General features: G+C 61.5%; 25 protein-coding genes and 1 tRNA gene. 5 read left to right on the top strand and 21 right to left on the bottom strand.

The annotated features are described in order from the left end of the window. Positions 1-20 precede the first annotated feature (20 nt). A tRNA-Arg gene (locus tag AC4DF4_RS02930) sits at positions 21-97 on the bottom strand. Between the two features lie 126 nt (positions 98-223). Between AC4DF4_RS02930 and coaD the strand changes: the two genes are divergently transcribed. Continuing rightward, on the top strand, positions 224-718 hold the full coding sequence (gene coaD / locus AC4DF4_RS02925) for a pantetheine-phosphate adenylyltransferase (RefSeq protein WP_490046617.1): 495 nt from the start codon (positions 224-226) through the stop codon (positions 716-718). A gap of 9 nt (positions 719-727) precedes the next feature. Here the strand turns inward: coaD and AC4DF4_RS02920 are convergent, their stop codons facing one another. The 8 genes from AC4DF4_RS02920 to AC4DF4_RS02885 all read right to left on the bottom strand — a co-directional run bounded on the left by AC4DF4_RS02920 (position 728) and on the right by AC4DF4_RS02885 (position 10,704). After that, a complete protein-coding gene (locus tag AC4DF4_RS02920) occupies positions 728-2,125 on the bottom strand; it encodes a Gfo/Idh/MocA family protein (protein WP_490046616.1) in 1,398 nt (465 codons plus the stop codon). A 23-nt stretch (positions 2,126-2,148) separates the two neighbouring features. Further along, positions 2,149-3,534, bottom strand: a complete 1,386-nt coding sequence (locus AC4DF4_RS02915) for a 3-keto-disaccharide hydrolase (RefSeq protein WP_490046615.1) — start codon at positions 3,532-3,534, stop codon at positions 2,149-2,151. Between the two features lie 263 nt (positions 3,535-3,797). Further along, positions 3,798-6,344, bottom strand: coding sequence for an ATP-dependent Clp protease ATP-binding subunit (locus tag AC4DF4_RS02910; RefSeq protein ID WP_490046614.1), 2,547 nt, complete (start codon positions 6,342-6,344; stop codon positions 3,798-3,800). Further along, positions 6,341-7,468, bottom strand: coding sequence for a protein arginine kinase (locus tag AC4DF4_RS02905; RefSeq protein WP_490046613.1), 1,128 nt, complete (start codon positions 7,466-7,468; stop codon positions 6,341-6,343). Before AC4DF4_RS02905 ends, AC4DF4_RS02910 begins: the two co-directional genes overlap by 4 nt. Continuing rightward, on the bottom strand, positions 7,465-7,974 hold the full coding sequence (locus AC4DF4_RS02900; protein ID WP_490046612.1) for a UvrB/UvrC motif-containing protein: 510 nt from the start codon (positions 7,972-7,974) through the stop codon (positions 7,465-7,467). Before AC4DF4_RS02900 ends, AC4DF4_RS02905 begins: the two co-directional genes overlap by 4 nt. Positions 7,975-7,993: 19 nt before the next feature. Then, positions 7,994-8,863 (bottom strand): branched-chain-amino-acid transaminase, encoded by an 870-nt coding sequence (ilvE, locus tag AC4DF4_RS02895; protein ID WP_490046611.1) that lies wholly within the window; start codon positions 8,861-8,863, stop codon positions 7,994-7,996. 178 nt (positions 8,864-9,041) lie between these two features. Next, positions 9,042-9,983, bottom strand: a complete 942-nt coding sequence (locus AC4DF4_RS02890; RefSeq protein WP_490046610.1) for a hypothetical protein — start codon at positions 9,981-9,983, stop codon at positions 9,042-9,044. A gap of 28 nt (positions 9,984-10,011) precedes the next feature. Beyond that, positions 10,012-10,704: a hypothetical protein gene (locus tag AC4DF4_RS02885; protein WP_490046609.1), complete on the bottom strand. Its 693-nt coding sequence runs from the start codon at positions 10,702-10,704 to the stop codon at positions 10,012-10,014. Positions 10,705-10,852: 148 nt separating this feature from the next. Between AC4DF4_RS02885 and AC4DF4_RS02880 the strand changes: the two genes are divergently transcribed. Then, positions 10,853-12,034, top strand: coding sequence for a Gfo/Idh/MocA family protein (locus AC4DF4_RS02880; protein ID WP_490046608.1), 1,182 nt, complete (start codon positions 10,853-10,855; stop codon positions 12,032-12,034). A gap of 437 nt (positions 12,035-12,471) precedes the next feature. Here the strand turns inward: AC4DF4_RS02880 and AC4DF4_RS02875 are convergent, their stop codons facing one another. Both AC4DF4_RS02875 and AC4DF4_RS02870 read right to left on the bottom strand, forming a co-directional pair. Then, positions 12,472-12,936: a CYTH domain-containing protein gene (locus AC4DF4_RS02875; protein WP_490046607.1), complete on the bottom strand. Its 465-nt coding sequence runs from the start codon at positions 12,934-12,936 to the stop codon at positions 12,472-12,474. A gap of 15 nt (positions 12,937-12,951) precedes the next feature. After that, positions 12,952-13,413: a hypothetical protein gene (locus AC4DF4_RS02870; protein WP_490046606.1), complete on the bottom strand. Its 462-nt coding sequence runs from the start codon at positions 13,411-13,413 to the stop codon at positions 12,952-12,954. A 138-nt stretch (positions 13,414-13,551) separates the two neighbouring features. On the opposite strand from AC4DF4_RS02870, the gene AC4DF4_RS02865 reads away from it, so the two are divergent. Continuing rightward, a complete protein-coding gene (locus AC4DF4_RS02865) occupies positions 13,552-14,085 on the top strand; it encodes a 5-formyltetrahydrofolate cyclo-ligase (protein WP_490046605.1) in 534 nt (177 codons plus the stop codon). A 12-nt stretch (positions 14,086-14,097) separates the two neighbouring features. On the opposite strand, the gene AC4DF4_RS02860 is transcribed toward AC4DF4_RS02865, so the two are convergent. The 6 genes from AC4DF4_RS02860 to AC4DF4_RS02835 all read right to left on the bottom strand — a co-directional run bounded on the left by AC4DF4_RS02860 (position 14,098) and on the right by AC4DF4_RS02835 (position 17,739). Then, positions 14,098-14,493: an ApaG domain-containing protein gene (locus tag AC4DF4_RS02860; protein WP_490046604.1), complete on the bottom strand. Its 396-nt coding sequence runs from the start codon at positions 14,491-14,493 to the stop codon at positions 14,098-14,100. A gap of 73 nt (positions 14,494-14,566) precedes the next feature. Further along, a complete protein-coding gene (gene hemB / locus AC4DF4_RS02855; RefSeq protein WP_490046603.1) occupies positions 14,567-15,547 on the bottom strand; it encodes a porphobilinogen synthase in 981 nt (326 codons plus the stop codon). 78 nt (positions 15,548-15,625) lie between these two features. Beyond that, positions 15,626-16,039: a holo-ACP synthase gene (gene acpS, locus AC4DF4_RS02850; RefSeq protein ID WP_490046602.1), complete on the bottom strand. Its 414-nt coding sequence runs from the start codon at positions 16,037-16,039 to the stop codon at positions 15,626-15,628. 2 nt (positions 16,040-16,041) lie between these two features. Further along, positions 16,042-16,785, bottom strand: a complete 744-nt coding sequence (locus tag AC4DF4_RS02845) for a pyridoxine 5'-phosphate synthase (RefSeq protein WP_490046601.1) — start codon at positions 16,783-16,785, stop codon at positions 16,042-16,044. 54 nt (positions 16,786-16,839) lie between these two features. Then, positions 16,840-17,250 (bottom strand): DUF2752 domain-containing protein, encoded by a 411-nt coding sequence (locus AC4DF4_RS02840; RefSeq protein ID WP_490046600.1) that lies wholly within the window; start codon positions 17,248-17,250, stop codon positions 16,840-16,842. 6 nt (positions 17,251-17,256) lie between these two features. After that, a complete protein-coding gene (locus AC4DF4_RS02835; protein WP_490046599.1) occupies positions 17,257-17,739 on the bottom strand; it encodes a CD225/dispanin family protein in 483 nt (160 codons plus the stop codon). 87 nt (positions 17,740-17,826) lie between these two features. Between AC4DF4_RS02835 and fabV the strand changes: the two genes are divergently transcribed. Next, positions 17,827-19,020 (top strand): enoyl-ACP reductase FabV, encoded by a 1,194-nt coding sequence (fabV, locus tag AC4DF4_RS02830; RefSeq protein WP_490046598.1) that lies wholly within the window; start codon positions 17,827-17,829, stop codon positions 19,018-19,020. A 338-nt stretch (positions 19,021-19,358) separates the two neighbouring features. Here the strand turns inward: fabV and uxaC are convergent, their stop codons facing one another. Next, positions 19,359-20,762 carry a glucuronate isomerase gene (gene uxaC, locus AC4DF4_RS02825; protein WP_490046597.1) on the bottom strand — a complete coding sequence of 468 codons (1,404 nt, stop codon included), beginning with the start codon at positions 20,760-20,762 and terminating at the stop codon, positions 19,359-19,361. A 63-nt stretch (positions 20,763-20,825) separates the two neighbouring features. Continuing rightward, on the bottom strand, positions 20,826-21,743 hold the full coding sequence (locus AC4DF4_RS02820; RefSeq protein WP_490046596.1) for a cation diffusion facilitator family transporter: 918 nt from the start codon (positions 21,741-21,743) through the stop codon (positions 20,826-20,828). Positions 21,744-21,882: 139 nt separating this feature from the next. On the opposite strand from AC4DF4_RS02820, the gene AC4DF4_RS02815 reads away from it, so the two are divergent. Further along, entirely contained in the window at positions 21,883-23,595 is a 1,713-nt protein-coding gene (locus AC4DF4_RS02815; RefSeq protein ID WP_490046595.1) for a DEAD/DEAH box helicase, read from the top strand. Positions 23,596-23,877: 282 nt separating this feature from the next. On the opposite strand, the gene AC4DF4_RS02810 is transcribed toward AC4DF4_RS02815, so the two are convergent. Both AC4DF4_RS02810 and AC4DF4_RS02805 read right to left on the bottom strand, forming a co-directional pair. Then, a complete protein-coding gene (locus tag AC4DF4_RS02810; protein ID WP_490046594.1) occupies positions 23,878-24,453 on the bottom strand; it encodes an NADH-quinone oxidoreductase subunit NuoE family protein in 576 nt (191 codons plus the stop codon). A 59-nt stretch (positions 24,454-24,512) separates the two neighbouring features. After that, the gene (locus AC4DF4_RS02805) at positions 24,513-24,914 is read right to left on the bottom strand and encodes a GxxExxY protein (protein WP_490046593.1); all 402 of its coding nucleotides are present in this window, start codon (positions 24,912-24,914) and stop codon (positions 24,513-24,515) included. Positions 24,915-24,941 lie beyond the last annotated feature (27 nt).

Genomic DNA, 24,941 nt, shown 5'->3' with positions numbered 1-24,941 from the left:
CCTCCGGGCTGAGGGGCGCTTGGCGCGCCTGACTGGATTCGAACCAGTGACCGTCCGCTTAGAAGGCGGGTGCTCTATCCAACTGAGCTACAGGCGCTGAGGCGGGAGATCTTAACAACCTGTCACACACAAGTCAAAATCCGCGTGGCAATTCCGTCGATTTGTTTTTTCAGGCTGTAAATAAGGGTTTCGGTCCGGGAAATTCCCCGCTAGTCTGCCGGGCATGCGCACCGCGGTTTACGCCGGCTCCTTTGATCCACCGACCAACGGCCATCTTTGGATGATCGAACGGGGGCTGGAAATGTTCGACCGCTTGATTGTCGCGATCGGCAGCAATCCGTCAAAAAGCTATTCGTTCTCGGTCGAGGAGCGGCTGGAGCTGCTCCATGCCTCCATCGAAAGCCGCGACCACTTGGTCATCACCCATTTCAACAACCGCTACCTCGTGGACTACGCGAAAAAGATGGGTGCCAAATACGTCCTGCGTGGCATCCGCTCGCCGAACGACTATGAATATGAGCGGGTGATGCGCCACATCAACGCCGACATGGCTCCGGAAATCACCACGGTTTTCCTGATGCCGCCGCGCGATATCGCCGAGCTCTCATCAAGCATGATCAAGAGTCTGACCGGGCCGACCGGCTGGGAGGAAACCGTCCGCCGCTATGTGCCGGAGCCGGTTTTCAAGGCTCTGGCAGCACGCGGCGGCGCGATCTGAGACAGTGGCTCAGATGCCGGCTTTCTTGAGAAGCGCCTGAATGTCGAATTCCGCGCGGCGCGGGGTGCGGGTGCGCAGCGCGTTCGCCTCGTCGTCGCCGATGAAGGATTCGCTGGCCACGTCCCAGTTGAGTTTGCGCCCGAGTTTCATGCCGATCCATGCGACGCAGCAGGTGGACACGCTGCGGGCCGCTTCTTCGACGGGGGCGATCGGATCGCGGTTGGCGATGATCGACTCGATCCAGTTGAGCTTGTGGTCCTTGCTGCCCGCCAAGCGTTTGGCATCGGCGCCCAGAGGCGCAAGCAGGCTTGGCTTGCTGGCACGCAGCGCGCTTTTGCCGTTGCCCTTCGCATTGCCGTCACTGGCAGTGACTTTGACCGCGCCGCGGGTACAGAAGATCGAGCCTTCCTCGCCTTCGAATTGCAAACCGTTCTCGAACTTGTCGTCGAGAATGACCTGGACGTTGTCCGGATAGAGCATTTCCACATGATAGCCGTGGTGGACGGTCCAGACATCGTCGGTCATGAAATCCGCCTTCGCCTCGACGAGCGACGGTCCGCCTAACTGCTGGCCCATCGCCCACTGCGCGATGTCGATGTGGTGGGCGCCCCAGTTGGTGATCATGCCGAGGCCGAAGTCCTCGGTGGTGATCCAGCCCGGTCGGCCGCCGAAGTTGTCCTGCGGGTGGCAGCGGCCTTCCATGTATTTCTGCTGCGGCGCAGGGCCCAGCCATTGGTCGTAGTTGAAAGTCGGAGGGACCGGCATCGGCGCGGGCTTTTTACCGCTGAGTTTGTCGATCCCCACGCCGATCTTGACGGTTTTGAGCTTGCCGAGACGGCCGTTCATCACGGCCTCGACGGCGGGACGGAAGGCGGTGAACGGGCTCTCCGAGCGCTGCTGGGAACCGGTTTGCAAGATCACCTTCTTGGCGCGCACGGCGGTGCGCAGGGCAACCGCCTCAGCGATGTTATAAGTGAGCGGCTTTTGCACATACATGTGCTTGCCGGCCAAGGCGGCCTCGACGGCGATCAGGCCATGCCAATGATCCGGCGTGCTGATGACGACGGCATCGATTTGCGGGTCGGCGAGGAGTTCCCGGTAGTCGCTGTAAACCTTGACCTCGACAGCGGCCTCGCCCTTCTTCTTGTAGAATTCCTCGATACGGCGTTTGCCTTCCGCGGCACGCTTGGTGTCGAGTTCACAAACGGCGACGACTCGTGCGAGCGGAACGCTGAGCACATTGGCCATGTCTTCGAGCCCCATCCGGCCGCAGCCGATCTGGGCGACTTGGATGCGCTTGTTCGGCGAATCCGCGGCAAAGAGCGAGCCGGAGAAGATGTTAGGAAGAGCGATCAGCCCGGCGGTGCCACCGAGGGTGGTTTTCAGGAAATGACGACGGTGGTGCATGGCTGTTTTGTTAAACGGGTTGATTATTTTTTCGAAAAATCGCGGATCTTGATGTTTCGATAGAACACCTGGTTGCCGTGATCCTGGAGCAGGATGTGGCCTTCCGCGAGTTCACCGAAGTTCGGCCAGATCTTGTATTTGCTGATCGCCACGAGATCGCGCCACTCCTTGCCGCCGCGTTCGATATCGATGGTTTTTTCGCCGTTGAGCCAATAGGTGAGGCGCTTGTTGTCCGACAGGATGCGGGCGTGGTTCCATTCACCGACGGGCATGAGCTTCTTGGTGGCCGGCGCGGTTTTCATGTCGTAAAGCGAGCCGATCGTGCGATTGCCGTCGCGGCCGAGCTTGGCGTCCGGGTGGCGCTCGTCGTCGAGGATTTGGAATTCCGGCCCGATGGCGGATCCGGGGCCCTTGTTCAGCTCGGGATCGACGAAAGTCTTGATTCCGCTGTTCGCGCCGGGGGTGATCTTGAAGTCCAGCTGTAGCTCGAAGTTCGAATACTTGGCCTTGGTGATGATGTCGCCTGCGGAGGCTGATTCGGCGCCGCCGGTCTCGTTGATGATCAGCACGCCATCCTTGATCTCCCAGCCGCCGGTGGGGAATTCAGGACGACGGACACTGCGCCAGCCTTCGCTGGATTTACCATCCCAAAGCAGACTCCAGCCCGCCGCCATTTCCTCGGCTGAAAGGGTGTTGGCAGCAGGTGCCGCCACTTCCTGGATGCGCAGATTGCGCCAGCGGACTTGAGTGCCGTCCTTGTCCTTCTCCTTACCGATCGAATGGACCTGAAGCCCGATGAATCCGGATTTCGTCAAAGAATCCTTGATCGAGGCGCAAGGCGTGCCGTTGAGGGTGGTTTTGAGGGAATCCCCGATAGCTTCGACGCGGACCTTGTTCCAATCGCCCTGTTTGAAAATCTTGCGGCCCTGATCGGTGAATTGCTTGGCCTCGCCGCCAAGCGCACCGGGATAGAGCCAGCCGCGGCGGGCCTCGTCAAAGATTCCGGCGCTCCACCAGCGGTCCTTTTTCGGCTCGGGGTCGATTTCGATCTGATAGCCATGAACGCGGCCTGGCTCGATGGTGGTTTTCTTGCCCTGCCAGGTCAGCTCGGTCTTTTCATCGAAGCTGTTGCTGCGGATCTGCACGCCGGAGTTGAGCAAAGAATCGACCTTGAATTCGTACTCCAGGATGAAATCCGAATAATCGCGGCCGGTGCAAAGGAAGGTGTTCGGGGTGTTCAGCGCCGAGGTACCGACGATCGCACCGTCTTCGATCTTGTATTCCGCCTTGCCGCCGCGCTTGACCCAGCCGTCCAGGTCTTTGCCGTTGAACAAGTCAGTCCAGCTTTCGGCAGCCAGGGCAGAACCGCAAGTCGCGATGATCACAAATGAGTTTAAGAGATATTTCATAGGGTTCGTTGTTTTAGGATCGAATCAAAATTTGAGATACGAAGTGATCTCCGTGATCTTGCACCTTTGGTCGAAATTGGCGTTGCCCACGACCCCCATCAGCGGCGAATCGGAACATCGTCATTTCCGTGGGAAACCTGTTTCAAAGAACTTTTCCGGTCCAGAACGAATCGCGGGTTGACGTAGATTCCGGCACCGGCGTTTGACACGAAAAGCCCCGCACGAGCCGGACTCGGGCGGGGCTTTGGTGATGAATCGGGACGTCAGACTCCGGCTTCGCTGACTTCCTGCTCCGGTTCGGGGCGGGTGGAGACGAAATCGAGTTCCTCGCTATCTGCTTTTTTGACGACGTTGACGGCGTCTCCGGGTTTCACGTCGCCGCGCAGGAGAGACTCGGCGAGCGGGTCTTCCAGGAATCGCTCGACGGCCCGGCGCATCGGCCGGGCACCGTAGGCGGGATCGAAGCCTTTGACGGCCAGCAGATCGCGCGCTTCATCGGTGAGCGTGAGGGCGATGTCCTTGTCCTTGAGACGCTTGACCAGCTTGGCGACTTCGAGATCCACGATCTGGTTGAGATCGGCTTTTTCCAGCATGTGGAAAACGACGAGGCTATCGAGACGGTTGAGAAACTCCGGTTTGAAGTAGCGTTTCGATTCCTCGATGATCTTGTCCTTCATGCCGTCATGATCGGCCTCGTCCGCAGTCATGGCACCGAAACCGAGCGTGGTTTGACGCTTGATGGTGGAGGCACCGACGTTGGAAGTCATGATGATGATCGTGTTACGGAAGTCGATCTTGCGGCCGAGCGAGTCGGTGACGGTGCCTTCCTCCAAAATCTGGAGCAGCAGGTTCATGACGTCCGGATGCGCTTTTTCAACTTCGTCGAAAAGGACGACCGAGTAGGGACGACGGCGAACGGCTTCGGAAAGCTGGCCGCCTTCCTCGTAGCCGACGTAACCCGGAGGCGAACCGATCAGACGGCTGGCCGTGAACTTCTCCATGTATTCCGACATGTCGATTTGGATCAGCGCGTCCGCGTCGCCGAACATGAATTCGGCGAGATTGCGGGCGAGGTAGGTCTTTCCGACACCGGTCGGGCCGAGGAAAAGGAACGAACCGATCGGGCGGCGCGGATCCTTGAGGTCGGCACGGGAGCGGCGAAGAGCCTTGGAAATGGCGATCACCGCTTCGTTCTGACCGATGACGCGGCTCTTGAGCTCGTCCTCCATCTTGAGAAGTTTTTCGGTTTCCTTCTCCTCCATGCGGCGGAGCGGAACCCCGGTCCACTTGGAAACGACGGCCATGATGTCGTCATCGGTGACGGTGACGACGGTCTCTTCCGAGGAGGAGCGCCAGGTTTTCAGGGCGTCTTCGAGACCCTTCTTGGCGTGCTTTTCGTCGTCGCGGAGTGAGGCGGCTTTTTCGAAATTCTGCTCGGCGATGGCGGCCACCTTGTCGCGGTTGATCTGCACGATCGCGGCTTCGAGTTCCTTGATAGAAGGCGGACGGGTCATCGTGCCGATGCGTGCGCGGGCGCCGGCTTCGTCGAGAACGTCGATGGCTTTGTCCGGCAGGAAACGAGCGGTCAGGTAGCGCGCGGTCAGCTTGACCGCGGCCTCGATGGCTTCCGGAGTGAACTTGGCCTTGTGGTGGGATTCATATTTCTCCTGGAGACCTTGGAGAATCTTGATCGCGTCATCGACGGACGGTTCGTCCACTTTCACCTGTTGGAAACGGCGTTCGAGCGCGGAGTCCTTTTCGATGTATTTGCGATACTCGTTGAGCGTGGTGGCGCCGACGCATTGCAACTCGGCTCGGCTGAGAGCGGGCTTGATGATGTTGGAAGCATCCATCGCGCCTTCCGCTGAACCGGCCCCGACGATGGTGTGAAGCTCGTCGATGAAGAGGATGACGTTCTTCACCTTGCGGATCTCGTCCATGACCGCCTTGATGCGCTCTTCGAACTGGCCGCGGTATTTCGTGCCGGCGACCATCAACGCGAGGTCGAGGGTGATGACTTTCTTGTCGCGGAGGATTTCCGGGACGTTGCCGGTGGCGATTTCCTGGGCGAGTCCTTCGACGATGGCGGTCTTGCCGACACCCGCTTCCCCGATGAGAACCGGATTGTTTTTGGTGCGGCGGCAGAGGATTTGAATGACGCGTTCGATTTCGCTCTCGCGGCCGATCACCGGATCGAGTCCGCCTTCACGGGCGACTTTGGTGAGATCGCGGCCGAAAGCCTTGAGAGCGGGAGTCTTGGATTTCGCTTCAGCAGCGGCGGTCGGAGCTTGGGCTTGCTCTTCCTCGAAGGGGCCTTCGCCTTCTTCCATTTCGTCATCGTCGTCCTCGTCATCTTCCTGATCGTCAGGCGAGAAATTCGGGTCGATTTCCGCGAGGATTTCGTTGCGGGTGCGTTGGATATCGACGTCGAGGCGCTTGAGCACACGGGCGGCGACTCCTTCGCCTTCGCGCAGGAGGCCGAGGAGAAGGTGCTCGGTTCCGACGTAGGAATGGTTGAGCGCCTTCGCTTCCTTGTTGGCGAGCGCCAAAACTTTTTTCACCCGCGGGGTGTAGGGAATATTTCCCACGGATTTCTGAGGAGGGCCGGAGCCGACTTCTTTTTCCACTTCCATGCGGACAGCTTCGAGCTCGAGGCCCATGCGCTCGAGGACGTTGACGGCAACGCCTTGGCCGAGCTTGATCAGGCCGAGAAGCAGGTGCTCGGTGCCGACATAAGAGTGGTTGAATCGGTCCGCCTCTTTGCGGGCGAGAGCGAGAACTTGTTGAGCGCGTGGGGTGAAGTTGTTCATAAGTCGCCTGGATTAGAAGGTTCGGATGAGTTCTTTTCGTCTTTTGATGACATACGATTATCAGGTGATTCGAGAGAATGCAAACGGGAGCGCACGATTTCTGCGCGAATTGAGTCTCTTTCTTCCGGAGAAAGTTTCCGGCCCGAGTGGAGCTGGAGATGCGCCGGCTGGATATCCATCAGCAAGGAGTCACAAAGCATCACCGTTTCCGGCGCGAAAAACCCGAGAGTGCCGCCGAGACGCAGCAGCGAGAGGTGGTTGAGAGCCTCCTTGGAATCGATGATGTGGGAGTAGCGGAGGACTCCGTAAGCGCGGCCAATTTTGTCGGCGACCATCTCCGGATCGTCTTCAAGCAGCTTTTCGCGGGCGTTCTGTTCGTGGTTCGAAACCTGGGAAATGACCCGCTCCAGGCGGCGGATGATGGTTTCCTCGCTCTCGCCAAGCGTCGATTGGTTGGAAATTTGGTAGAGATTTCCGAGCGATTCGGTCCCCTCCCCGTAGAGCCCGCGGACGGCGAGGCCGATCTTGTTGACCGCTTGGAGGACTTGGCCGATCTGGTCGCTGAGCACCAAGCCAGGCAGGTGCAACATGGCGGAGGCACGCAGGCCGGTGCCGAGATTCGTCGGGCACGTCGTCAGGTAGCCGAGCGTCGGGTCGAAGGCGAATTCGAGCGAGGTTTCCAGCTCGGTATCGAGTTCGGAAAGCGCGGCAAAAGCGGCGGAAAGCTGCAATCCGGGACGGATCGCCTGCATCCGGAGATGATCCTCCTCGTTGAGCATCAGGCTGAAAGTCTGGCGGCGCTCGATGACCGCGGCCGAGCCGTCACCGCGGGCGGCGTGCTCGCGGGAAATCAGGTGGCGCTCAACGAGAACCTGCTTTTGCACCGATGTCAGGTCGCCGAGTTCGTGGGAAAAAGCGCCTTTCATCGCCGGCAGCGCCTCCACCGCCGGGCGCATCAGATCGAGGGCCGCGGCGCGTTGGTCACGCTTCGCCCAACCGGGGAACGGATGGCGGCGCAGGTTCCGCGCGAGGCGGATCCGGGAAGTCAGCACGGCGCCATGCTCCCCCTGCCCGCCTGTCATCCAGTCGGCGGGATGTTTGATGAGAGTGCTGAAACGCATCATGGCTTGGTTTCGCTGAGGTTGTGGATTTCGTCGCGGATGCCGGCGGCTTCCTCGTAGCTTTCGGAAGTGATCGCCTGGTCGAGACGCGAGCGGAGCTCCTCGATCCGCTGGTTGCGGAACTGGATCGCCATCAAGCCTTCCGGCACTTTCCCGATGTGCGAGGTGCCCTTGTGCATGCCGCGGACCATCTGCCCGACTTCCTCGCTGAAGGTGGCGTAGCAATCGCTGCAGCCGAAACGCCGGACCCGTTTCAAATCATCGAGCGTAAATCCGCAGGTGGCGCACTTTTTGCCGTTCCCCGGTGTGGCCTGCGAGGTGCCGGCGCTGACCGTGCCCGGACCGCCCGGCAGGCCGCCGAGTAACAGGTCTGCCAGCGAAAATCCGGTCGGGTCGGTGACTCCGCGCTCCTTGGCGCAGTGGTCGCAAAGGCACACTTTCTTCATCTGCCCCTCGACGAGTTGCGTGAGGAAGACGGTGGCCTTTTGATCGCAGAAATCACACTTCATGTTTTCGGGAACTTATCAATTAAGCAAAAGGAGTGCCAGTGCTCATTGCGAGCTCATGGAACGCCTTGTGAAAGAGAGCGGTGAACGGTCCGGGCTTGCCGGTGCCGATGGTCCGGCGGTCGAGCGCCACCACTGGAATCACTTCCGCGGCGGTGCCGGTTAGAAAACACTCGTCCGCCGTGAAAATGTCGTAACGCGTCAGCGAGCACTCCTTGAAGGGCACGCCGAGCGACTCCGCAATCTCGATGATGACCGCGCGGGTGATCCCGTCGAGCGCGCCGTCGCAAATCAGCGGCGTGAGCAGCGTGCCGTTCTTCAGGAGGAACAAATTATCCCCCGTGCACTCGGCCACGTAGCCTTGCTCGTTGAGCATCACGGCTTCGAGCGCGTTCGCCTGGATCGCCTCGACCTTCGCCATGATGTTGTTCAAATAGTTGAGCGATTTCACCTGCGGCATCAAGGCGCCGGGCGCCGGACGACGGGTCGCGCAGGTGATGATCGAGAGCCCCTCGATGTAGGTCTCCTCCGGATAGAGCTGGATTGTCGAGGCGATGATGAACATCGACGGCGCGGGGCAAAGATAAGGATTCAGCCCGAGACCGCCCTTCCCGCGGGTGACCACGAGGCGGATGTAGCCGTCCGTCAGACCGTTCGCGGCCACCGTGTCGCAGGTGAACTTGCAGACTTCCTCCTGCGTCCACGGCAGATCCAGGATGATCGCGCGCGCCGAATCGAAGAGCCGGCGGATGTGTTCCTCCAAGCGGAAGATACGTCCGTTATAAAATCGAATGCCTTCAAAAACACCGTCTCCGTAGAGAAGGCCGTGGTCAAAGACCGACACCTTCGCTTCAGATTCGTCCACCAATTTACCGTCGAGCCAGATTTTCATGTGAGATTCTGGGGCAAGGGTAAGTGGATGAACGCCGCTGGCAAGCGGGAGATTGAAGATTATCCACTCTCTCTGGGAAACCAGTCATTTCCTGAACGGCAGCGCCGCCAGACAGGAGCTGAAATAGCGCGCGTCAGACGAGACCTCCGCATCCTCATGCGGGCCTACCGTTGAGACGTTAGGCGACAGGGTCCAATGTCGCCCTATAATGCCATGTCCCTTTTTCGGGCCGGGCTTCCAGGAGGCTGCGGAGCCGGGATCGGAGGGGGTGCAAGGTGAACTCGCTACCGGAACCGCTTTCGGAGCCGCGCCCGGAACCCAGGACGGTCACCTCGTCAATCCAGTCTCCAAGCCCTTCCGTCCTGAAGTCGTAGGACCGGCCGCCGGAGTGGAAGGTAATTCGGCAGGCCCCGTCGTCGCCGGGCAGGACTTCGCTCTTGATGTCCTCCGGTGTGATTTGCCCACCGGAAATTCCCGCGAGTTCCTCGATCAGGTCGGGGTAATTCGGCGGGACCTCGTCGGTTTCCAGATCGAACTCGATGAGGCAGCCGCCCGTGTGGAGGATGGCGGCAGCGAGATCGTCGAGGTTCTCGGGCTCTTCGCAAAGCTTTTCCGCCGCCTTGAGTTGAGCCGGCGTCGGGGTGGACGCGAGTAGGCCGCAATCCGCCGCAAGAGTTCCGAGGCGTTCCGCGCTCCAGCCTTCCGACTTGCCGAGAATCCGCAGAACGAGGCCCGGGGCCTTTTCCCCGAGCACAGCACGGACAAGGTCATGCGCCTTCGGGTGGCCACAGTCCCTGATGAGCTCCATGAATTGTTCAAAGTAGCTGCCATAACAGCGGCGGGAGGCTTCGATCAACTTGTCGAGCAGGGCGTCATCAGGCGGTCCCGAGAGCTGCGCCACAAGCGCGCGAGCGGCATGATAGGAAACCGCGGGATTCTCGAGCTTTGCCTCGAGATCAGGAACCGATGGCTCCTCCTCGAGGCGGGCGCGAGCTTCGATCGCTCGCCCTTCGATCACCGTATCGCGTCCGCCGTAGTGGTCCTGAAGCTTGCGGATCGCGGGGAGCGCTTCAGCGGATTTCGCACTATCCAGAAAAGCGAGAGCGGTGGACTGCTCCATGCAAAAGCCGGCTTGGTCGAGGAACGTTTCAATGGTTCGCGAAACGAAGGTCTCGGCCTGTCTCGGCCTGTCTCGCGAGATCGCGAGATCGCGAGATCGCGAGATCGCGACTCTCCGACGCCAGGTGCGCGGCGATGGCATTCCGAACCTTGAAGTGACAATCCTGCGGTGGGTGTTCCTCGGCTTCGGCGAGAATCGCCTCCCAGGCGGCGGCGTGATCCGTATCAGCTCCGAGAATCAGTGCGATCGACAACCGGCGATGACAGGAGGCGGATGCGAACTCATTCTCAAGGAATTGGCGGGAATCAGGATCGCCGATCTTTTTGAGAAGGAGCAGGGCGTGTTTGAGGACATTCCCGTCCGACTTGACAATGTTTTGCTTGAGGGCCGAAGCGACTGCCTCGGTCCGAAGATTCCCAACCAGGCTCTTATCGCACATGGAACTCCAACTGATATTCTCCAACAGTGCCGTGAGAATGGCGTCCCCGGTATTCCCGGTGAGTAGATCCTTGAAACCCTCGGCGAAGGCCTCATCACCGGCCTGGAAAAGGAGAAGGGTCGCATTGGCTCGCTCCTTCGGTGCTCGTTCAGGCGCCAAGAACGCCACGAGAGCCTCGCGGGACGCATTCCAATCCTTGCGAAGGAGCTTCAGCGGCTGGTCATCCGAGAGCGCAATTGTCAGCTCTCCCAGTTTCCCAATGACCTCCGATGCATTCTTCATGGTTTGAGATGATTTGTTCCGGGACCAAGAGTCAATCCACCAATCCCGGCAGCCAGAATGATTATTTGTCTGTCACTTTGTAACGTGGCGGCTCAATGGAAAGAGGAGTTGAAATGACCTCTGATCGAGCCTAGACTCCTTGGGTGTCATGAACGCGGAGATTCCAAATTCCGGGATCGCAACTGGCTCGCCTTCCGCGCTGGTCGGGCTGGGTTTGATAGGTGCCGGAGGATTCGGGCGATTTTGTCTGGATCAATACCGGGGGTTGGAAGGTGTCCGGGCAGTGGCGGTGGCGGATGTGGTGGATGAGGCGGCGGCAGCCGCTGCGGAGGAGTTCGGCATTTCCCATGTGTCCACGCCGGAGGAGCTGATTCAGCGGCAGGAGGTGGACATCATTCACATCGCCACGCCACCGTCCACGCACATGGAGCTGGCGGTGGCCGCGCTGAATGCGGGCAAGCACGTGCTGACGGAGAAGCCGCTCGCGACGCGGCTGGAGGATGGCCGGGCAATGCTGGAGGCGGCGTCCGCAAACGAACGGGTCCTCGGGGTGAACCTGATCATGCGCTACAACCCGCTGTGCCAGTGTGCCCGCAAGATCCTCGAGCAGGGGTTGCTGGGACCGCCGATCCATGCGTTTCACGAAAACTATGCGAGTGATGATACTCTTCCGCCGGAGCATTGGTTCTGGAACCTGAAGACGAGCGGGGGAATCTTCATCGAGCACGTGGTTCATTTTTTTGATTTGTTCGAAATGTTCTTCGGCGAGGGCGAGGTGGTGTCCGCTCAGGAAGGAGTCCGCCCTGGCGGCACGGGGGCTGCCGAAGTGATCGAGCAGGTCCAGTGCGCGGTCCGCTACGGGGACGGGGTGCTCGCCAATTTCTATCATGGATTCCACCAGTGCGGGCAGTTGGACAGGCAGGAAATCCGGATCGTCTGCGAGCGCGGCGACATCCGGTTGTTCGGCTGGGTTCCCACGAGCCTGGTGGTCAACGCGATCGCCTCCACCGATGAACGCGAGATGCTGGAGGATCTGATCCCAAACGTCGAGACCACCACGTTTGAGATGCTATGGAATGAACACACGATCACGAATCGGCATGGTTCGCACGAGGTGGACGGGATTTTCCGTCTCCACGGTGACTTGGAAATGGAGAAACGGGAAGTCTATGGATTCGTGCTTCGTGAATTGCTGAAGGATCAGATCGCCTCGATCCGGGATCCCGCCCACATCAGGATCGTTGATCAAGGAAATGGATACCGGTCGTTGGCAATGGCAGTGGCTGCCGACCGGAAAGCTCGACAGTCCCGCCTGGAGACGGCGCGATGAAACGCACACCATCTCTACCGACCCCACTGATAAAGTTCTCCGCTCGATGGGAATGGCTCTCCAATACGCTGCAACTGGTAGCCGAATTCCTGTTATTTGGTAATGCCGCTGAGGCAGACCCCGAGGCATCCTGTAGCGGCGGCCTGCGACCGTGGATGCCGTTGAGATGAGAACTGAAGCAACCGACCCGCGATTCCACCAAAAATCCGCCTTCTTCGTCATCTCAATCAAAATGGTGCTTGATGTTGGTTAGTAGGACCCCGCCGAGTCGGGGCAGAGGAAGCGGAGGAAGTTGCGGACGGCGGCGACGACGTTGGGGCGGAGCGGGCCGAGGGCGGGGCGGAGCGGGCGCCGGTATGGGATTTAATGGGCTGGGGGAACGTGGGTTGGCTCACGGCAATCTCTATTACGTCCCGGAAATATCCGCCGCGATCACGCTACCCCCACCGCGTGTAAGGCAGCGCCGCCAGGCAGGAGTTGAAATAGCGCGCGTCCGACGAAACCTCCGCCCCCGCCCACGGTGGCAGTTCGGGGCAAATCGACTCGTCGTCGAGCTCGACCTCCGCGATGACAAGGCCTTCGTTATCACCGTGGAAAACATCGATTTCCCAGAGATGTCCGCCGTAGGAAACCTCGTGCCGCGTCTTGTCGATCACCGAGGGCAGGCACATTTCCAACAGCACCTGCGCATCATCCGCCGGAATCACGTATTCAAACTCCGCCCGCGTGATGCCCTCGGTGCGGCCCTTGATCGTGAGCCACGCGTTCTCCCCGGCGAGCCGCACCCGCACCGTGCGATCCGGATCTAGCGAGAGATAGCCTTGGGCGATCCTCACGCCGGCAGTCCCGTCGCGCCACGAATCATCCGCGACCAGGAATTTGCGCTCGATTTCAGCAGCCACAGTGGAAATCCCGGTTCAAGGTTTCTTCCCGGCCGGGTCGGTGATCGATGCCCAATCCACCGCTCCGTGATCGAGTCGCTGGACCTCGCTGGCGTAAACGGCATCCTCGTTTTTAGGGTCCATCTCGGCGGCGAGCTGGATGAAAAACCGCGCCAGCCGCTGGTTTTCCTCACCGCCTTGTTTCAGAAGCAGCTGCCCGCGGGTCAGGATCAGCCGCGCCAACACCGGCTGGCTGTAACTGCTCTCGACGACTTCAGGCAGAATCCCCTTGGAAAGCTGAAAATTCACCACCACCGCCCGTTTGTTGCGCGGCGAAAGCTGGAGCGCCAGCGCGAGCAACCGCCGCGCGTCCGTCAGCGACGCGGGCGATGCCTTGGCCGCCGCCACCTGGTTGGAAGCCAACGTCGCGAGATTCGTGGCGTATTCCTCCCGTTCGGAATCGAGCATCCCGAGATCCGCCGTGAACACGCTGGCCACGACTTTGGGCGCGTCCCAAGCGAACGACCTCTTCGGGTCCTCCGCGCCGAGAAACGAAGCCGTCGCACAAAAAACTGCCGCTACTTGCCAAAAACGCATCATCGGGCGTAAGGATGGGAAAAGTCCGATTGTTGGCAAGTGGCAATTCCCGAATCAGCTCCTGACAAAGCCCAGCTCCGCAACACCATGCGGCGGCTCCTGCGCGAGCGCCAACCCGCTTCCGACAAAGCCCGCGCGGCCTTGCAAACCTGGCTGCTCGCCCACCCCGCGCTCCGCACCATCGCCGTCTATTCGCCACTCCCCGGCGAGGTCGATCTATCGCCCACCCTCCTGCGGCGCGCCGAAACCCGCTGGGTCTTCCCGAAAATCCGCGGCACCGACCTCACCTTCCACACCGGAGCGAATCTCGTTTCCGGCGCATTCGGCATCCTCGAACCCGCCGCCAGCTCGCCCGAAGTCGCGTTGGCTGAAATCGACGCATTCATCTGCCCCGGCCTCGCCTTCGACTCGCGCGGCGGCCGCCTCGGCCGCGGCCGCGGATTCTACGACCGGATGCTCGCCAACGCCCGCCCCGACGCAATCAAACTGGGAATCTGCTTCGAAATCCAGTTAGTAACCGACACTTTCCCCGAACCCCACGACGTCCTGATGGACCACGTCATTTCGGGCTGAGGAAACCTGAGCTCAAGCCCAGTTCGGCACGTCCAGCCGGAACTCCGGAATCCGCGCGAAGATCCAATCGCCCCCGGCGGTTTCGCCGAAAAACGCGCCGGAAACCCGCGCCCCGCGACCGACCACGTGGTAGCTGTTGTAGGAAAAATGTCCGCCCGGCTCGATCGTTGGAGTCTGCCCGACCACCCCGTCGCCCTCGACCACGGTGATTTCCCCCTCGTCCTCCTGGACCACCCACTTGCGGCCGCGGATCGTCACCGGCACCTCCGTCTCGTTGTGGATCGAGATGAAATAGACGAACGGATGCGGCTTCTCCGGCGGCGCGTCGAGGCTGGGCATATACACCACGTCGTCCACCTTCACGCGAAGGCCTTCAAGTTCCCGGATCACACCTGCCATGGCGGCCATCGTTCCGCGAGTTGCGGAAACTGCCAAGCACGAAAGATCGCGGGATTTCCCGACCGGGACAGCCGGGATACCGTCAGGATTCCAGCCAGCCGCACGCTTGCTTCGCGAAATAGGTGAGAATCATGTCCGCACCGGCCCGCTTGATGGCGAGCAGGGACTCGAGGACGATCGCCTTTTCATCGAGCCAGCCACCGGCGGCGGCGCTCTTGAGCATCAGATACTCGCCGCTTACCTGATAGGCGGCGACCGGCAGTGTGGTGGTCTCGCGGACTTTCGCGATGATGTCCAGATAGAGGCCGGCCGGCTTGACCATCAGCATGTCCGCGCCCTCGGCTTCGTCGAGCAGGGTCTCGCGGACGGCTTCGCGCGCGTTCGCCGGGTCCATCTGGTAGGTCTTCTTGTCGCCGTCCTTGGGCGCGGAATCGAGCGCGCCGCGGAACGGACCGTAAAAGGCGGACGCGTATTTCGCGGTGTAGCTCAGGATGGAGACTTGGGTGAAGCCCTCGCTGTCGAGCGCGTCGCGGATGGCGGCCACGCGGCCGTCCATCATGTCGGACGGGGCGACGATGTCCGCTCCGGCGCGGGCGTGGCAAAGCGCCTGCTGGCAGAGGACCTCGACGGTTTCGTCGTTGAGGATCTCCAACTCCCCTCGCCCGTCGCGCCGGACGATGCCGTCGTGGCCGTCGGAGTTGTAGGGATCGAGCGCGACATCGGTGATGACGCAGAGCGTGGGATGCGCGGCCTTGAGCGCGCGGATGGCGCGGGGGACGAGACCGTCGTCGTTGTGGGATTCCCCGGCGAGCGGCGTCTTGAGCGCTTCCTCGATTTTCGGAAAAAGCACGATGGCGGGAATTCCGAGCGCGTGGGCCTCCCCGGCCTCGCGGACCAGGCTGGCCAACGACCAGCGCGTGACGCCGGGCATCGAGGCGATGGCCGTGTCTTCCGCGTCCTCGTGGAAAAACAGCGGCAGGATGAAGTCGCCGGGACTCAGCGTGGTTTCACGAACCATCGAGCGGATGGCAGGCGTGCGGCGGTTGCGGCGAGGGCGGTTCATGGGAGGAGGATGAACACTGAACATTGAACTTCAAACATTGAACGTCGAAGGGAAGAAATTGAAATTCACCTCTTTACTTCAATGTTCGATGTTGGGCGTTCGATGTTCGATGTTCGAAATAGCAATCGCGTTCGCGGCGGCGTAGTCGCGGGCGTGGGTGAGGCTGATCTGGATTTCGGTGATGCCGTTTTGTTTGGCGAACTCGGCGGCGTTTCCTTGGAGTAGAAGCTTCGGCGCGCCCGACGGATCGCGAGTGATTTCAAGTTCCAGCCACCCGGCCTGGCCGCCGATGCCGGTGCCGAGCGCTTTGGAAACCGCTTCTTTCGCGGCGAAACGGGCGGCGTAGTTGAGCGCGGATTTCTTCTGCGCCTCACAGTAAGCGCGCTCGTCCGCGGTGAACAATTTCGCCAGGAACGACTCACCATGGCGCTCGATGGCCGAGGCGATCCGCTCCACCTCGACCACGTCGATACCGATTCCGAAAATACGCATGATCAGGCTTGGTAAGCTGCCATCAGCTCCTTCATTTCCCGCACCGCGGCGGTCAGGCCGACACGGGTGGAGCGGGCGATGATGCTGTGGCCGATGTTGAGCTCGGCGAGGTGGGGAATCGTGAGGATCTGTTGGATATTCGTGTAGTTGATGCCGTGGCCGGCGTTCACCTGGAGGCTGAGATGACCTTCCTTGGCGGCGGCGATAAGGCGGTCCAGCTCGGTTTGCACGGCATCGCCGGTGGCGTTGGCGAACGCTCCGGTGTGGAGCTCGATCATGTCGGCGCAGGCCTCGCCGGCGGCTTCGACTTGTTTCAGATCCGGATCGATGAAAACGCTCACGCGGATGCCGGCGTCCTGCAGGCGGGCGATGACCATGCGGGTCTTGTCGAAACTCGCGAGCACGTTGAGGCCACCTTCGGTGGTGATTTCCAACCGGTTTTCAGGCACGAGACAAACGAACTCCGGCTTCAGTTTGAGCGCGAGTCCGACCATTTCCTCGGTCACTCCCATTTCGAGATTCAAGGGCAACTTGATTTCTTCACGGATTCGATAGGCGTCGGCGTCCTGCATGTGGCGGCGGTCGCCGCGGACATGGATGGTGAGGGAATCCGCGCCGCCGGCGAGGGCGTCGTGGCCGGCGATGACCGGGCAGGGCTCTGCGTTCGGCGAGTCCGGCGTTTTCGCGTAGCGGGCCTGACGCAGGGTGGCGATGTGGTCGATGTTGACTCCGAGAAGCAATGGCATGAGCGGAAATAGACGTTGGCCACGCCGTCGGCAAGACTCACTTGCGGTGCGAAATCACGGCGGCGCGAGCAGCGTGAATGGCCAGCACGGGATATTCCGCAGAATCCAGAACGCGACCACGATCCACACGATGGCCCAGGCTCCGGCCGCGCCCACATTCAGGCGGAATGGCAGCGGCTTGCCCCGGACCCAGCCGAGGATTTCGATCCCGATGCCGACGCACGCCAGCGGCAGCAGGACCATGCCGACCGGATTGAATCGGAACCCCTCGCCGATCCGGCCGTGCAGCGTGGCATGCGCGGCGCGGGTCATCCCGCAGCCCGCGCAATGCAGGCCGGTGAGCTGGTGGAAGGTGCAATCGGGCAGCCAAGGCAAGCCATACGGCCCCCGCTCGCGGAGGAAAAACGCCCCGCAAGCCAGGACCAGAAGCCCCAGCGCCACCCACCCTGCCCGGTCGCCACGCATCGCGATTTAACGGGAAAACACCGTCGCAACGCCCGCAAACAAGATCCACACGACAATCAACCCCAGCCAGATTCCCGCTGAGACGATGCACCAGGTTTTCGCGCTCGAAGAGGCCGCCATCGCACCCGCGATGTCACCGCGGGCTCTCAGGCCATCGACCTTCGCCGCGTAAACGATGGCCGGAATCCCGAGCGGCCAGCAGCAGAAAATCGTCACCACGATCGACTGCCACAAGTAGTTGGGAATGCTCGCCCCGCCGAGCATCGGAGCGGACGAAAACGTTGGCGGTGCGTAAGGTGAATTCACCACCGGCGGAATCACCCGAAGAGAAGCGAGCTCCGCGACATTTCCCGCCGGCCGCCAGTCCGCCATGCCATCCTTCCAAACCAAGTCCGCGGCGGAAACCTCGCCGGAAGCCAGTTTCGCGACAAGCTCCCCTTCCGAGACCGGACCGAGCTGGGTGCCGTTTTTAGAGTAATACCACTGCATGCGGGGAAATTCGTAACAGCTTGTGGCGGACTGACCATCGCAAAAACAGTTGCCACCCCGCCCCGCGCCGATACCCTCCGCCCCCATATGATCATTGCACCGAAGATCCGTGGATTCATTTGCACCACCGCCCACCCGGAGGGCTGCGCCAAACACGTCGCCGAACAGATCGCCGTCGTCAAAAGCCGCGGCCTCATCGAGAACGGCCCCAAGCGCGTGCTCGTGATCGGCTCCTCCACCGGCTACGGCCTCTCCTCGCGGATCGCCGCCGCCTTCGGTGCGAATGCCGCCACCATCGGTGTCGCCTTCGAACGCCCCGGTTCCGCCGACAGCACCGCCACCGCCGGCTGGTATAACACCCGCGCCTTCGAACTCGAAGCCGCCAAGGCCGGTCTCTACGCCCGCTCCTTCAATGGCGACGCCTTCTCGGACGCCGTGAAAAAGGAAGTCATCGACGCCGTCAAGGCGGACCTCGGCCAAGTCGATCTCGTCATTTACAGCCTCGCCTCCCCGCGCCGCACCGACCCGAAAACCGGCGAGGTTTACAAATCCGTGCTCAAGCCCGTCGGCGAGAGCTACAGCAACAAGAACCTCAATACCACCACCGGCGTCGTCAACGAGATCACCATCGAGCCCGCCGAGGGCGATGACGTCGCCAACACCATCGCCGTCATGGGCGGCCAGGATTGGGAACTCTGGACCGACGCGCTGCTCGAAGCCGGCGTCCTCGCCGAGGGCTGCCAGACCGTCGCCTACTCCTACATCGGGCCCTCCATGACCTGGCCGATTTACAAAAACGGCACCATCGGCAAAGCCAAGGAAGACCTCGAACGCGTCCAACGCCTGCTCGACGAAAAACTCGCCCCGCTCCACGGCAAAGCCTGGGTCTCCGTCAACAAGGCGCTCGTCACCCAGGCCAGCTCCGCCATCCCCGTCGTGCCGCTTTACATCTCGCTGCTCTACAAGGTGATGAAAGACGAGGGCACTCACGAGGATACCATCGAGCAGATGGACCGCATGCTCCGCGACCGCCTCTATAACGGAAACCCGCAGCCCGACGAAGCCGGCCGCATCCGCGTGGACGACTGGGAAATGGCCTCGCAAGTCCAGGACGTCGTCGCCGAGCGCTGGGAACAAGTGAACACCGAGAACTTCCAACAGCTCGGAGATTTCTCCGGCTACCAATCCAGCTTCCTCCGCCTCTTCGGCTTCGGCCTCGCAGGCGTGGACTACAGCGCCGACACCGACCCAAGCGTCGGCATCCCATCGCTGGAGAAATAACAGGACTGTCGGACGCCCTGCTCCGCGTGGCCGTGCCACGTGCCTGCCACGTGCCTGCCACGTGCCTGCCACGTGCCTGCCACGCGCTCCAAGTGTCACCCCGCTAGGGCTGGACGACCTTGGCCCGCCCATTTGTCCGCCCGGATGGGCGGTGCGGATGAAGCGGAGATGAGAAGATGAAGAGAAGCCTCCGGCGGGGCTTCCATCCAAGTCGCCCGCCGCGTCCCTGCCGGGTGCACGCGCCGTCGGATGGCGTCGGAGCGGGACGCTCCGGAGACGGTCTGGCGCGGGACGCGCCAGCCACGTTCAATCGCCCGCCGCCGCAGGCCGCCGCGCTTTCAAACGTCGAAGCCGAAATGGCGCTTGGCGTTGCCGAAGCAGACCGCGCGGATGAGGCCGGAGAGCGCCTCGAAATCATCGGGCAGCTCGCCGCGGTCGGCCTCGCCGCCGATGAGGTTGCAGAGGATGCGGCGGAAATACTCGTGGCGCGGGAACGACAGGAACGAGCGCGAATCCGTGAGCATGCCGACGAAGCGCGACAGCAAGCCGGTGGCGGACAGGGCGTCGAGCTGGAGCTCCATCCCGTTCTTCTGGTCGAGGAACCACCAGCCCGAACCGAACTGGATCTTGCCGGCGACCGTGCCGTCCTGAAAGGCTCCGGTGAGACAGGCAAACAGATAGTTGTCCCGCGGGTTGAGATTATAGAGGACCATCTTCGGCATCGCCCCGGCGCTCGTCAGCGCGTCGAGATACATGACGAGTGCCGCGCCCTGGGTCGTGTCGCCGATGGTGTCGTAGCCGGTGTCGGGTCCGAGCTTGCCGGCCATCTGCGAGTTGACGTTGCGGAACGCGCCGAGGTGGAGCTGCTTGGTCCAGCCCTTGGCCGCGTCGAGCTGGCCGAAGAAGACCATCAGGTAGAACGAGAATTTTTCCTTCTCCTCCGGGGTGGCGGCTTTGCCGGCGCGGGCCCGGTTGAAGATCATCGCCGCGTCCTCGTCGGTGCAGCGCAGCGCGGGGAGACGGTCGAGCCCGTGGTCCGACAAGCGTCCGCCGGCCGCGTGGAAATCGTCATGGCGTTTTTGCAAGGCGGCCAGCAGGTCGGAGAAATGGATGATGGCCATGTCCGAAGTGGCTTCGAGTTTTTCCAACCACGGGGCGAGCAGGTCGGGGCGGTCCACCAGCAGGGCCTTATCCGGGCGGAAGGTCGGCAGGACTTGGGTGACCAGGTCCGAGGCGGCGATCCGGTGGTGGTCGTCGAGCGGATCGGCGGGATCATCGGTCGTGCCGACAACGCGCACGTCGAACTTTTTCAACAGGCCGTGGACGGAGAAGTCCGGCTCGGCGAGTTTGGCGTTGGTGCGCTCCCAGATCTCGTCGGCGGTGTCCGGGGTGAGCAGGAGGTCGATGCCGAAATAGCGCTGCAGCTCGATGTGGGTCCAGTGGTGGATCGGGTTGCGCAGGGTGTAGGGTACGGTTTCAGCCCAGGCCTGGAATTTCTCGCGCGGCGAGGAGTCGCCGGTGATCATGTTTTCGTCGATGCCGTTGGCCCGCATCAAGCGCCACTTGTAATGGTCGCCGCCGAGCCAGATGTCGGAGATGTTTTCCCAGCGGTGGTTGGTCGCGATCTCGCGGGGCGAGAGATGGCAGTGGTAGTCGATGATCGGCTGGTCTTTGGCGACTTCATGGAAGAGCCGGCGCGCGGTGGGAGAGTAGAGCAGGAAGTTTTCGTCGAGGTAAGCCATAACGGCAGCATTCCACCGTGAGAAGCGCCGCCGGCCAAGCGGGAAAACACGCTATTTCACCGATCACCGCCCCTCCCAACTTTCCTCGTGGTGCTCGGCAGACTTGGGTTCGAGATGGGAAATCACGCGGCCGTCGGGGCGCAGCAGTTCGGCGACGCTGGCCTCGATTTCCGTGGCGGCTTCGTGCGCCTCGCCCACGGTGAGATCGTCGTCGAAAACCAAGTGGAACTCGATCCAGTGGGTTCTTCCCGAGTGGCGGTGGCGCAGGTTGTGATAGGAAAGCCCGCGCCTGGCCACCTCGGCGTCGAGCAGATCGCGGATGCGCTTCTCGAGGACGGGGTCGCTCTCGTCGAGCAGGCCGCCGAGGCTCTCGCGGATCAACTTGTAACCGACGCGCAGGATGTTGATGGCGGCGAGCATCGCGGCGAGCGGATCCCACCAGACCCAGCCGGTGGATTTGTAAAGGCCGAGGGCGACGAGCACCGCGACGCTCGACCAGACATCGGTGAGCACGTGCATGCCATTGGCGCGGAGCAGCGGCGAACCACTGCGTTTGCCCAGAGCGACGAGCGAAAGCCCGAGGACCAGATTGATGCCCGCGGCCCCCGCGGTGACAGCCAGCCCGAAGCCGAGGTTCTCGATCCGCACGCCGAAAATCATCTGCCGCACCGCCTCGTAGAAAATCAGCAGCGCCGCCGCCGAAATCATCGCGCCCTCGAAGCCCGCCGAAAGAAACGACACCTTGTCATGCCCGAAATGGTGCGTCTCGTCCGCCGGCTTGTGGGCGAGCCGCAGCGCCCAAACCGCGAAACACACCGCGAGGAAATGCACCACCGACTCCGCCGCGTCCGAGTAAATGGCAGAAGATCCGGTCACCACCGCGGCAGTCACCTTCGCCCCGAGCAGCACCACGGCCGCCGCCAGCGAGAAGTTCATCATCCGTTTTTGATCGTCGTAACTCGCCACGCAGGCAGTTTGCACGCCGGCCGGGGCATGGCAATCCCCACGAATCCTCTAATCTTTCACATCCGTGCTTGTTTTCGTTCAAAAACCAGCCATAGCCTCGCCGCCCGGCAAGTCAGATGATCTGCGAGTCCGGAATATTGACTCATATTTGCTCATGGATACGCCTCCTTTTTCTGAACTCGGGTTGCCCGATACTCTGCTCGCCGCCATTGAAACCCTCGGTTACGAGCGTCCCTCGCCGATTCAGGCCATGAGCATCCCCCCTGCCCTGCTGGGCAAGGACCTGGTCGGCCTGTCCGCCACCGGCTCCGGGAAAACCGCCGCTTTCACGCTACCCGCCCTCGCGAAACTCGACGTCAAGGAAGGCTACCCGCAAGTGCTGATTCTCTGCCCCACCCGCGAGCTCGCGGTCCAGGTTTGCGAGGAAGTTCACCGCCTCGGCGCGAAAATGAAGGGGCTCCACGCCACTCCGGTTTATGGCGGCGCGCCGATCGACCGCCAGCTCCGCGCGCTGCGCTCCGGCGCGCAACTCGTCGTCGGAACTCCCGGCCGCCTGCTCGACCACCTCCGCCGCGGCAGTTTCGACGCCTCCCGCATCAAGATGGCCATCCTCGACGAGGCCGACCGCATGCTCGACATGGGCTTCAAGGATGAAATGGACGAGCTGCTCGCCGCGCTCCCTCCTGACCGCCAGACGCTGTTCTTCTCCGCGACGATGAATCCGGGCGTATCCCGCCTGATCCAGAAATTCGGCAACAGCCCGGAAGTCATCCAGATCGAGCAAAAAGCCCGCACCGTTTCCACGGTCGAACAATCCTATTTCGAAGTCCGCCAGCGCTCCAAAGTCGAGGTACTTTCCCGCATCCTCGACATGAACCCGCCGCGCCTCGGCATCGTGTTCTGTAACACCAAGCGCTCGGTCGATGAATGCACCGAGGACCTGGTCAACCGGGGCTACGCCGCCGACCGCCTCCACGGCGACATCACCCAGCAAATGCGCGAGCGCGTCCTCAAGCGCTTCCGCGACGGAGCGGTGGAAATCCTCGTCGCCACTGACGTCGCCGCCCGCGGACTCGACATCGAGGAAATCGACATCGTCTTCAACTACGACCTGCCGACCGATCCGGAAGACTACGTCCACCGCATCGGCCGGACCGGCCGCGCCGGCCGCTCGGGCCGCGCCGTGAGCTTCGTTTACGGCCGTGAGATCTATCGGCTCCAGTCGATCGAGCGCTACACCCGCTCGGTCATCAAGCGCGAGCGGATTCCGTCCGTCGAGCAAGTCGAAGGCCGCCGCGCGGACCTGATTTTCGACGACCTCAAGGAGCGCCTGGAAACCGGCAAGTTCGATACCTATCAGGACAACATCGACCGACTGCTCGAACAAGGCCACACTCCTACCGACATCGCCGGCGCGCTCGTCACGATGATCCGCGAAGCCAGCGGCCGCGAAGGTTCCGCAATCGAGGAAGACCGCGAACCGGAACGCCGCGAACGCCGTGAGGCTCCCCGCCGCGATGACCGCCCGCAACGTGACGATCGTCCGCAGCGCGACGACCGCCCGCAACGCGATGAACGCGGACCCCGCCACGACGGTCCGCGCGACATCATTCCTCAGGAAAGCGGAATGACCCGCCTGTTCCTCTCGCTCGGCAAAACCCACGGCGTCATGGCCAAGGAAATCGTCGGCATGCTCTACCGCGAAGCCGGATTGCCGGACGGCTGCCTCGGCCGCATCACCTTGTTCCCGAAACACTCGCTGGTCGATGTGCCGGAGCAATTCGTCGGCCAGGTCATCGACCGCACCCGCAACGCCCGCCTCCGCGGCCGCCCGTTCCGCATGGACGTGGACCGCGGCCCCGCTTGATCGAGGCGACTAAAACAGTCCGGACTGCGGCACGCTCTGCTGCCGCCTGAGACGGATGGAAGCTCTGCTCCATGCGGTGCTGAGCTCTTCCTCAAGGAGCGGCGATCTCCGAATCGCCGTGCCCATGGAAAGCCAATGATTCCTGGCATTCGCTCATCCCATTGTCATCTCATGGGCTTGGGCGGATCGGAGTCCGCCCCTCCTTGTTTTTTCGACACTTCCACCCGGTTCGCGCAGCTTGGAAGTTCTCCAATCCTTAAAGGCATTGGACTGGAGTCCTCATTACGCCTTGGCAGCGTATTTCGCGAGGAGCTCCTCGGCTTTGCCGGGGGCGATTCCTTCGTGGAAATCGTCGTTCACCATGCAGACCGGCGCACTGCCGCAGGACGCCAGGCACTCGGCGAACTCGACAGAAAACTTCCCGCACGGGGAAACCGTGACCGGGTGGTGATGAGAGTCGCTGGCCGAGCGGTCGATGCCGGTCAGTTCGCAGAGACGCTCCATCAGCTCGTAGCTGCCGCCCATCGCGCAGGAAAGCGTGCGGCAGACGCGGATGTGGAACCTGCCCGGAGCGGACTGACGGAAGCCCGGATAGAAAGTGACCACTTCGAGCACCTTGATCGGCTCGATCGATAGCTTGTTAGCGACCCACTCGATGGAAGGCGCGGAGATGTAACCGAAGTGGTGCTGGACGATGTGCAGCAGCGGCAAGGTCGCGGCGCGCTTGCTCTCCGGGTAGTGCGAGATGCGCTCGTCCGCCTCGGCCTCAAGCGCGGGAGTGACGACGAACGGCGGATAGAACTTGCTGCCGGGCGTCTCGTGCGAGGCGACGTTTTCTTCGAGAGTGGAGTGGGACATCGGGAGATCGTATTAAGATTTTACAGCCTTAAAGAGGCGCAAGAAGAGCGCAAAAAAAATTAAGATTCAGAGTCGAGGTCTTGGGAGAGCGCGTATTTTTTAATCTGAAGGATCGGGGAACCGAAATTGATGAGGAGGCCGTGTTCCTTGCGGGAGGCGCGAAGGTAGCCGAGGAGCTGGGCGATATGCTCGTTGAGAATGGTTTTAACGGCTTTCAGTTCGATGACCAATTCGCCAACGACAAGCATATCAATATCGAGATCACCGAGTAATGTTCCATCATCATCAAAGACTGAAAGCGATGGCTGTTGGACAACCTCGATGCCTCGGCGGCGAAGGCGATTGGCCAAGCCATTTTCATAAATCTTCTCCTTGTGGCCATGACGCAGGAATTTGTGATGCGCGAAGGAACATTCCCTCACCTCGTCACAAACCTGGAATATGAAATCTTTTTGGGCCATTTTTTCGCCTTTTTGCGGCTAAAACTC

The organism is Luteolibacter sp., from assembly GCF_058122085.1.
This window is presented reverse-complemented; position numbering and strand designations above follow the sequence as displayed.

Bases quoted from the DNA above. Each gene is read 5' to 3' on its own strand.
- coaD (WP_490046617.1), top strand. From the start codon at position 224: ATGCGCACCGCGGTTTACGCCGGCTCCTTTGATCCACCGACCAACGGC.
- AC4DF4_RS02920 (WP_490046616.1), bottom strand. From the start codon at position 2,125: ATGCACCACCGTCGTCATTTCCTGAAAACCACCCTCGGTGGCACCGCC.
- AC4DF4_RS02915 (WP_490046615.1), bottom strand. From the start codon at position 3,534: ATGAAATATCTCTTAAACTCATTTGTGATCATCGCGACTTGCGGTTCT.
- AC4DF4_RS02910 (WP_490046614.1), bottom strand. From the start codon at position 6,344: ATGAACAACTTCACCCCACGCGCTCAACAAGTTCTCGCTCTCGCCCGC.
- AC4DF4_RS02905 (WP_490046613.1), bottom strand. From the start codon at position 7,468: ATGATGCGTTTCAGCACTCTCATCAAACATCCCGCCGACTGGATGACA.
- AC4DF4_RS02900 (WP_490046612.1), bottom strand. From the start codon at position 7,974: ATGAAGTGTGATTTCTGCGATCAAAAGGCCACCGTCTTCCTCACGCAA.
- ilvE (WP_490046611.1), bottom strand. From the start codon at position 8,863: ATGAAAATCTGGCTCGACGGTAAATTGGTGGACGAATCTGAAGCGAAG.
- AC4DF4_RS02890 (WP_490046610.1), bottom strand. From the start codon at position 9,983: ATGGAGCAGTCCACCGCTCTCGCTTTTCTGGATAGTGCGAAATCCGCT.
- AC4DF4_RS02885 (WP_490046609.1), bottom strand. From the start codon at position 10,704: ATGAAGAATGCATCGGAGGTCATTGGGAAACTGGGAGAGCTGACAATT.
- AC4DF4_RS02880 (WP_490046608.1), top strand. From the start codon at position 10,853: ATGAACGCGGAGATTCCAAATTCCGGGATCGCAACTGGCTCGCCTTCC.
- AC4DF4_RS02860 (WP_490046604.1), bottom strand. From the start codon at position 14,493: ATGGCCGCCATGGCAGGTGTGATCCGGGAACTTGAAGGCCTTCGCGTG.
- hemB (WP_490046603.1), bottom strand. From the start codon at position 15,547: ATGAACCGCCCTCGCCGCAACCGCCGCACGCCTGCCATCCGCTCGATG.
- acpS (WP_490046602.1), bottom strand. From the start codon at position 16,039: ATGCGTATTTTCGGAATCGGTATCGACGTGGTCGAGGTGGAGCGGATC.
- AC4DF4_RS02845 (WP_490046601.1), bottom strand. From the start codon at position 16,785: ATGCCATTGCTTCTCGGAGTCAACATCGACCACATCGCCACCCTGCGT.
- AC4DF4_RS02840 (WP_490046600.1), bottom strand. From the start codon at position 17,250: ATGCGTGGCGACCGGGCAGGGTGGGTGGCGCTGGGGCTTCTGGTCCTG.
- AC4DF4_RS02835 (WP_490046599.1), bottom strand. From the start codon at position 17,739: ATGCAGTGGTATTACTCTAAAAACGGCACCCAGCTCGGTCCGGTCTCG.
- fabV (WP_490046598.1), top strand. From the start codon at position 17,827: ATGATCATTGCACCGAAGATCCGTGGATTCATTTGCACCACCGCCCAC.
- uxaC (WP_490046597.1), bottom strand. From the start codon at position 20,762: ATGGCTTACCTCGACGAAAACTTCCTGCTCTACTCTCCCACCGCGCGC.
- AC4DF4_RS02815 (WP_490046595.1), top strand. From the start codon at position 21,883: ATGGATACGCCTCCTTTTTCTGAACTCGGGTTGCCCGATACTCTGCTC.
- AC4DF4_RS02810 (WP_490046594.1), bottom strand. From the start codon at position 24,453: ATGTCCCACTCCACTCTCGAAGAAAACGTCGCCTCGCACGAGACGCCC.
- AC4DF4_RS02805 (WP_490046593.1), bottom strand. From the start codon at position 24,914: ATGGCCCAAAAAGATTTCATATTCCAGGTTTGTGACGAGGTGAGGGAA.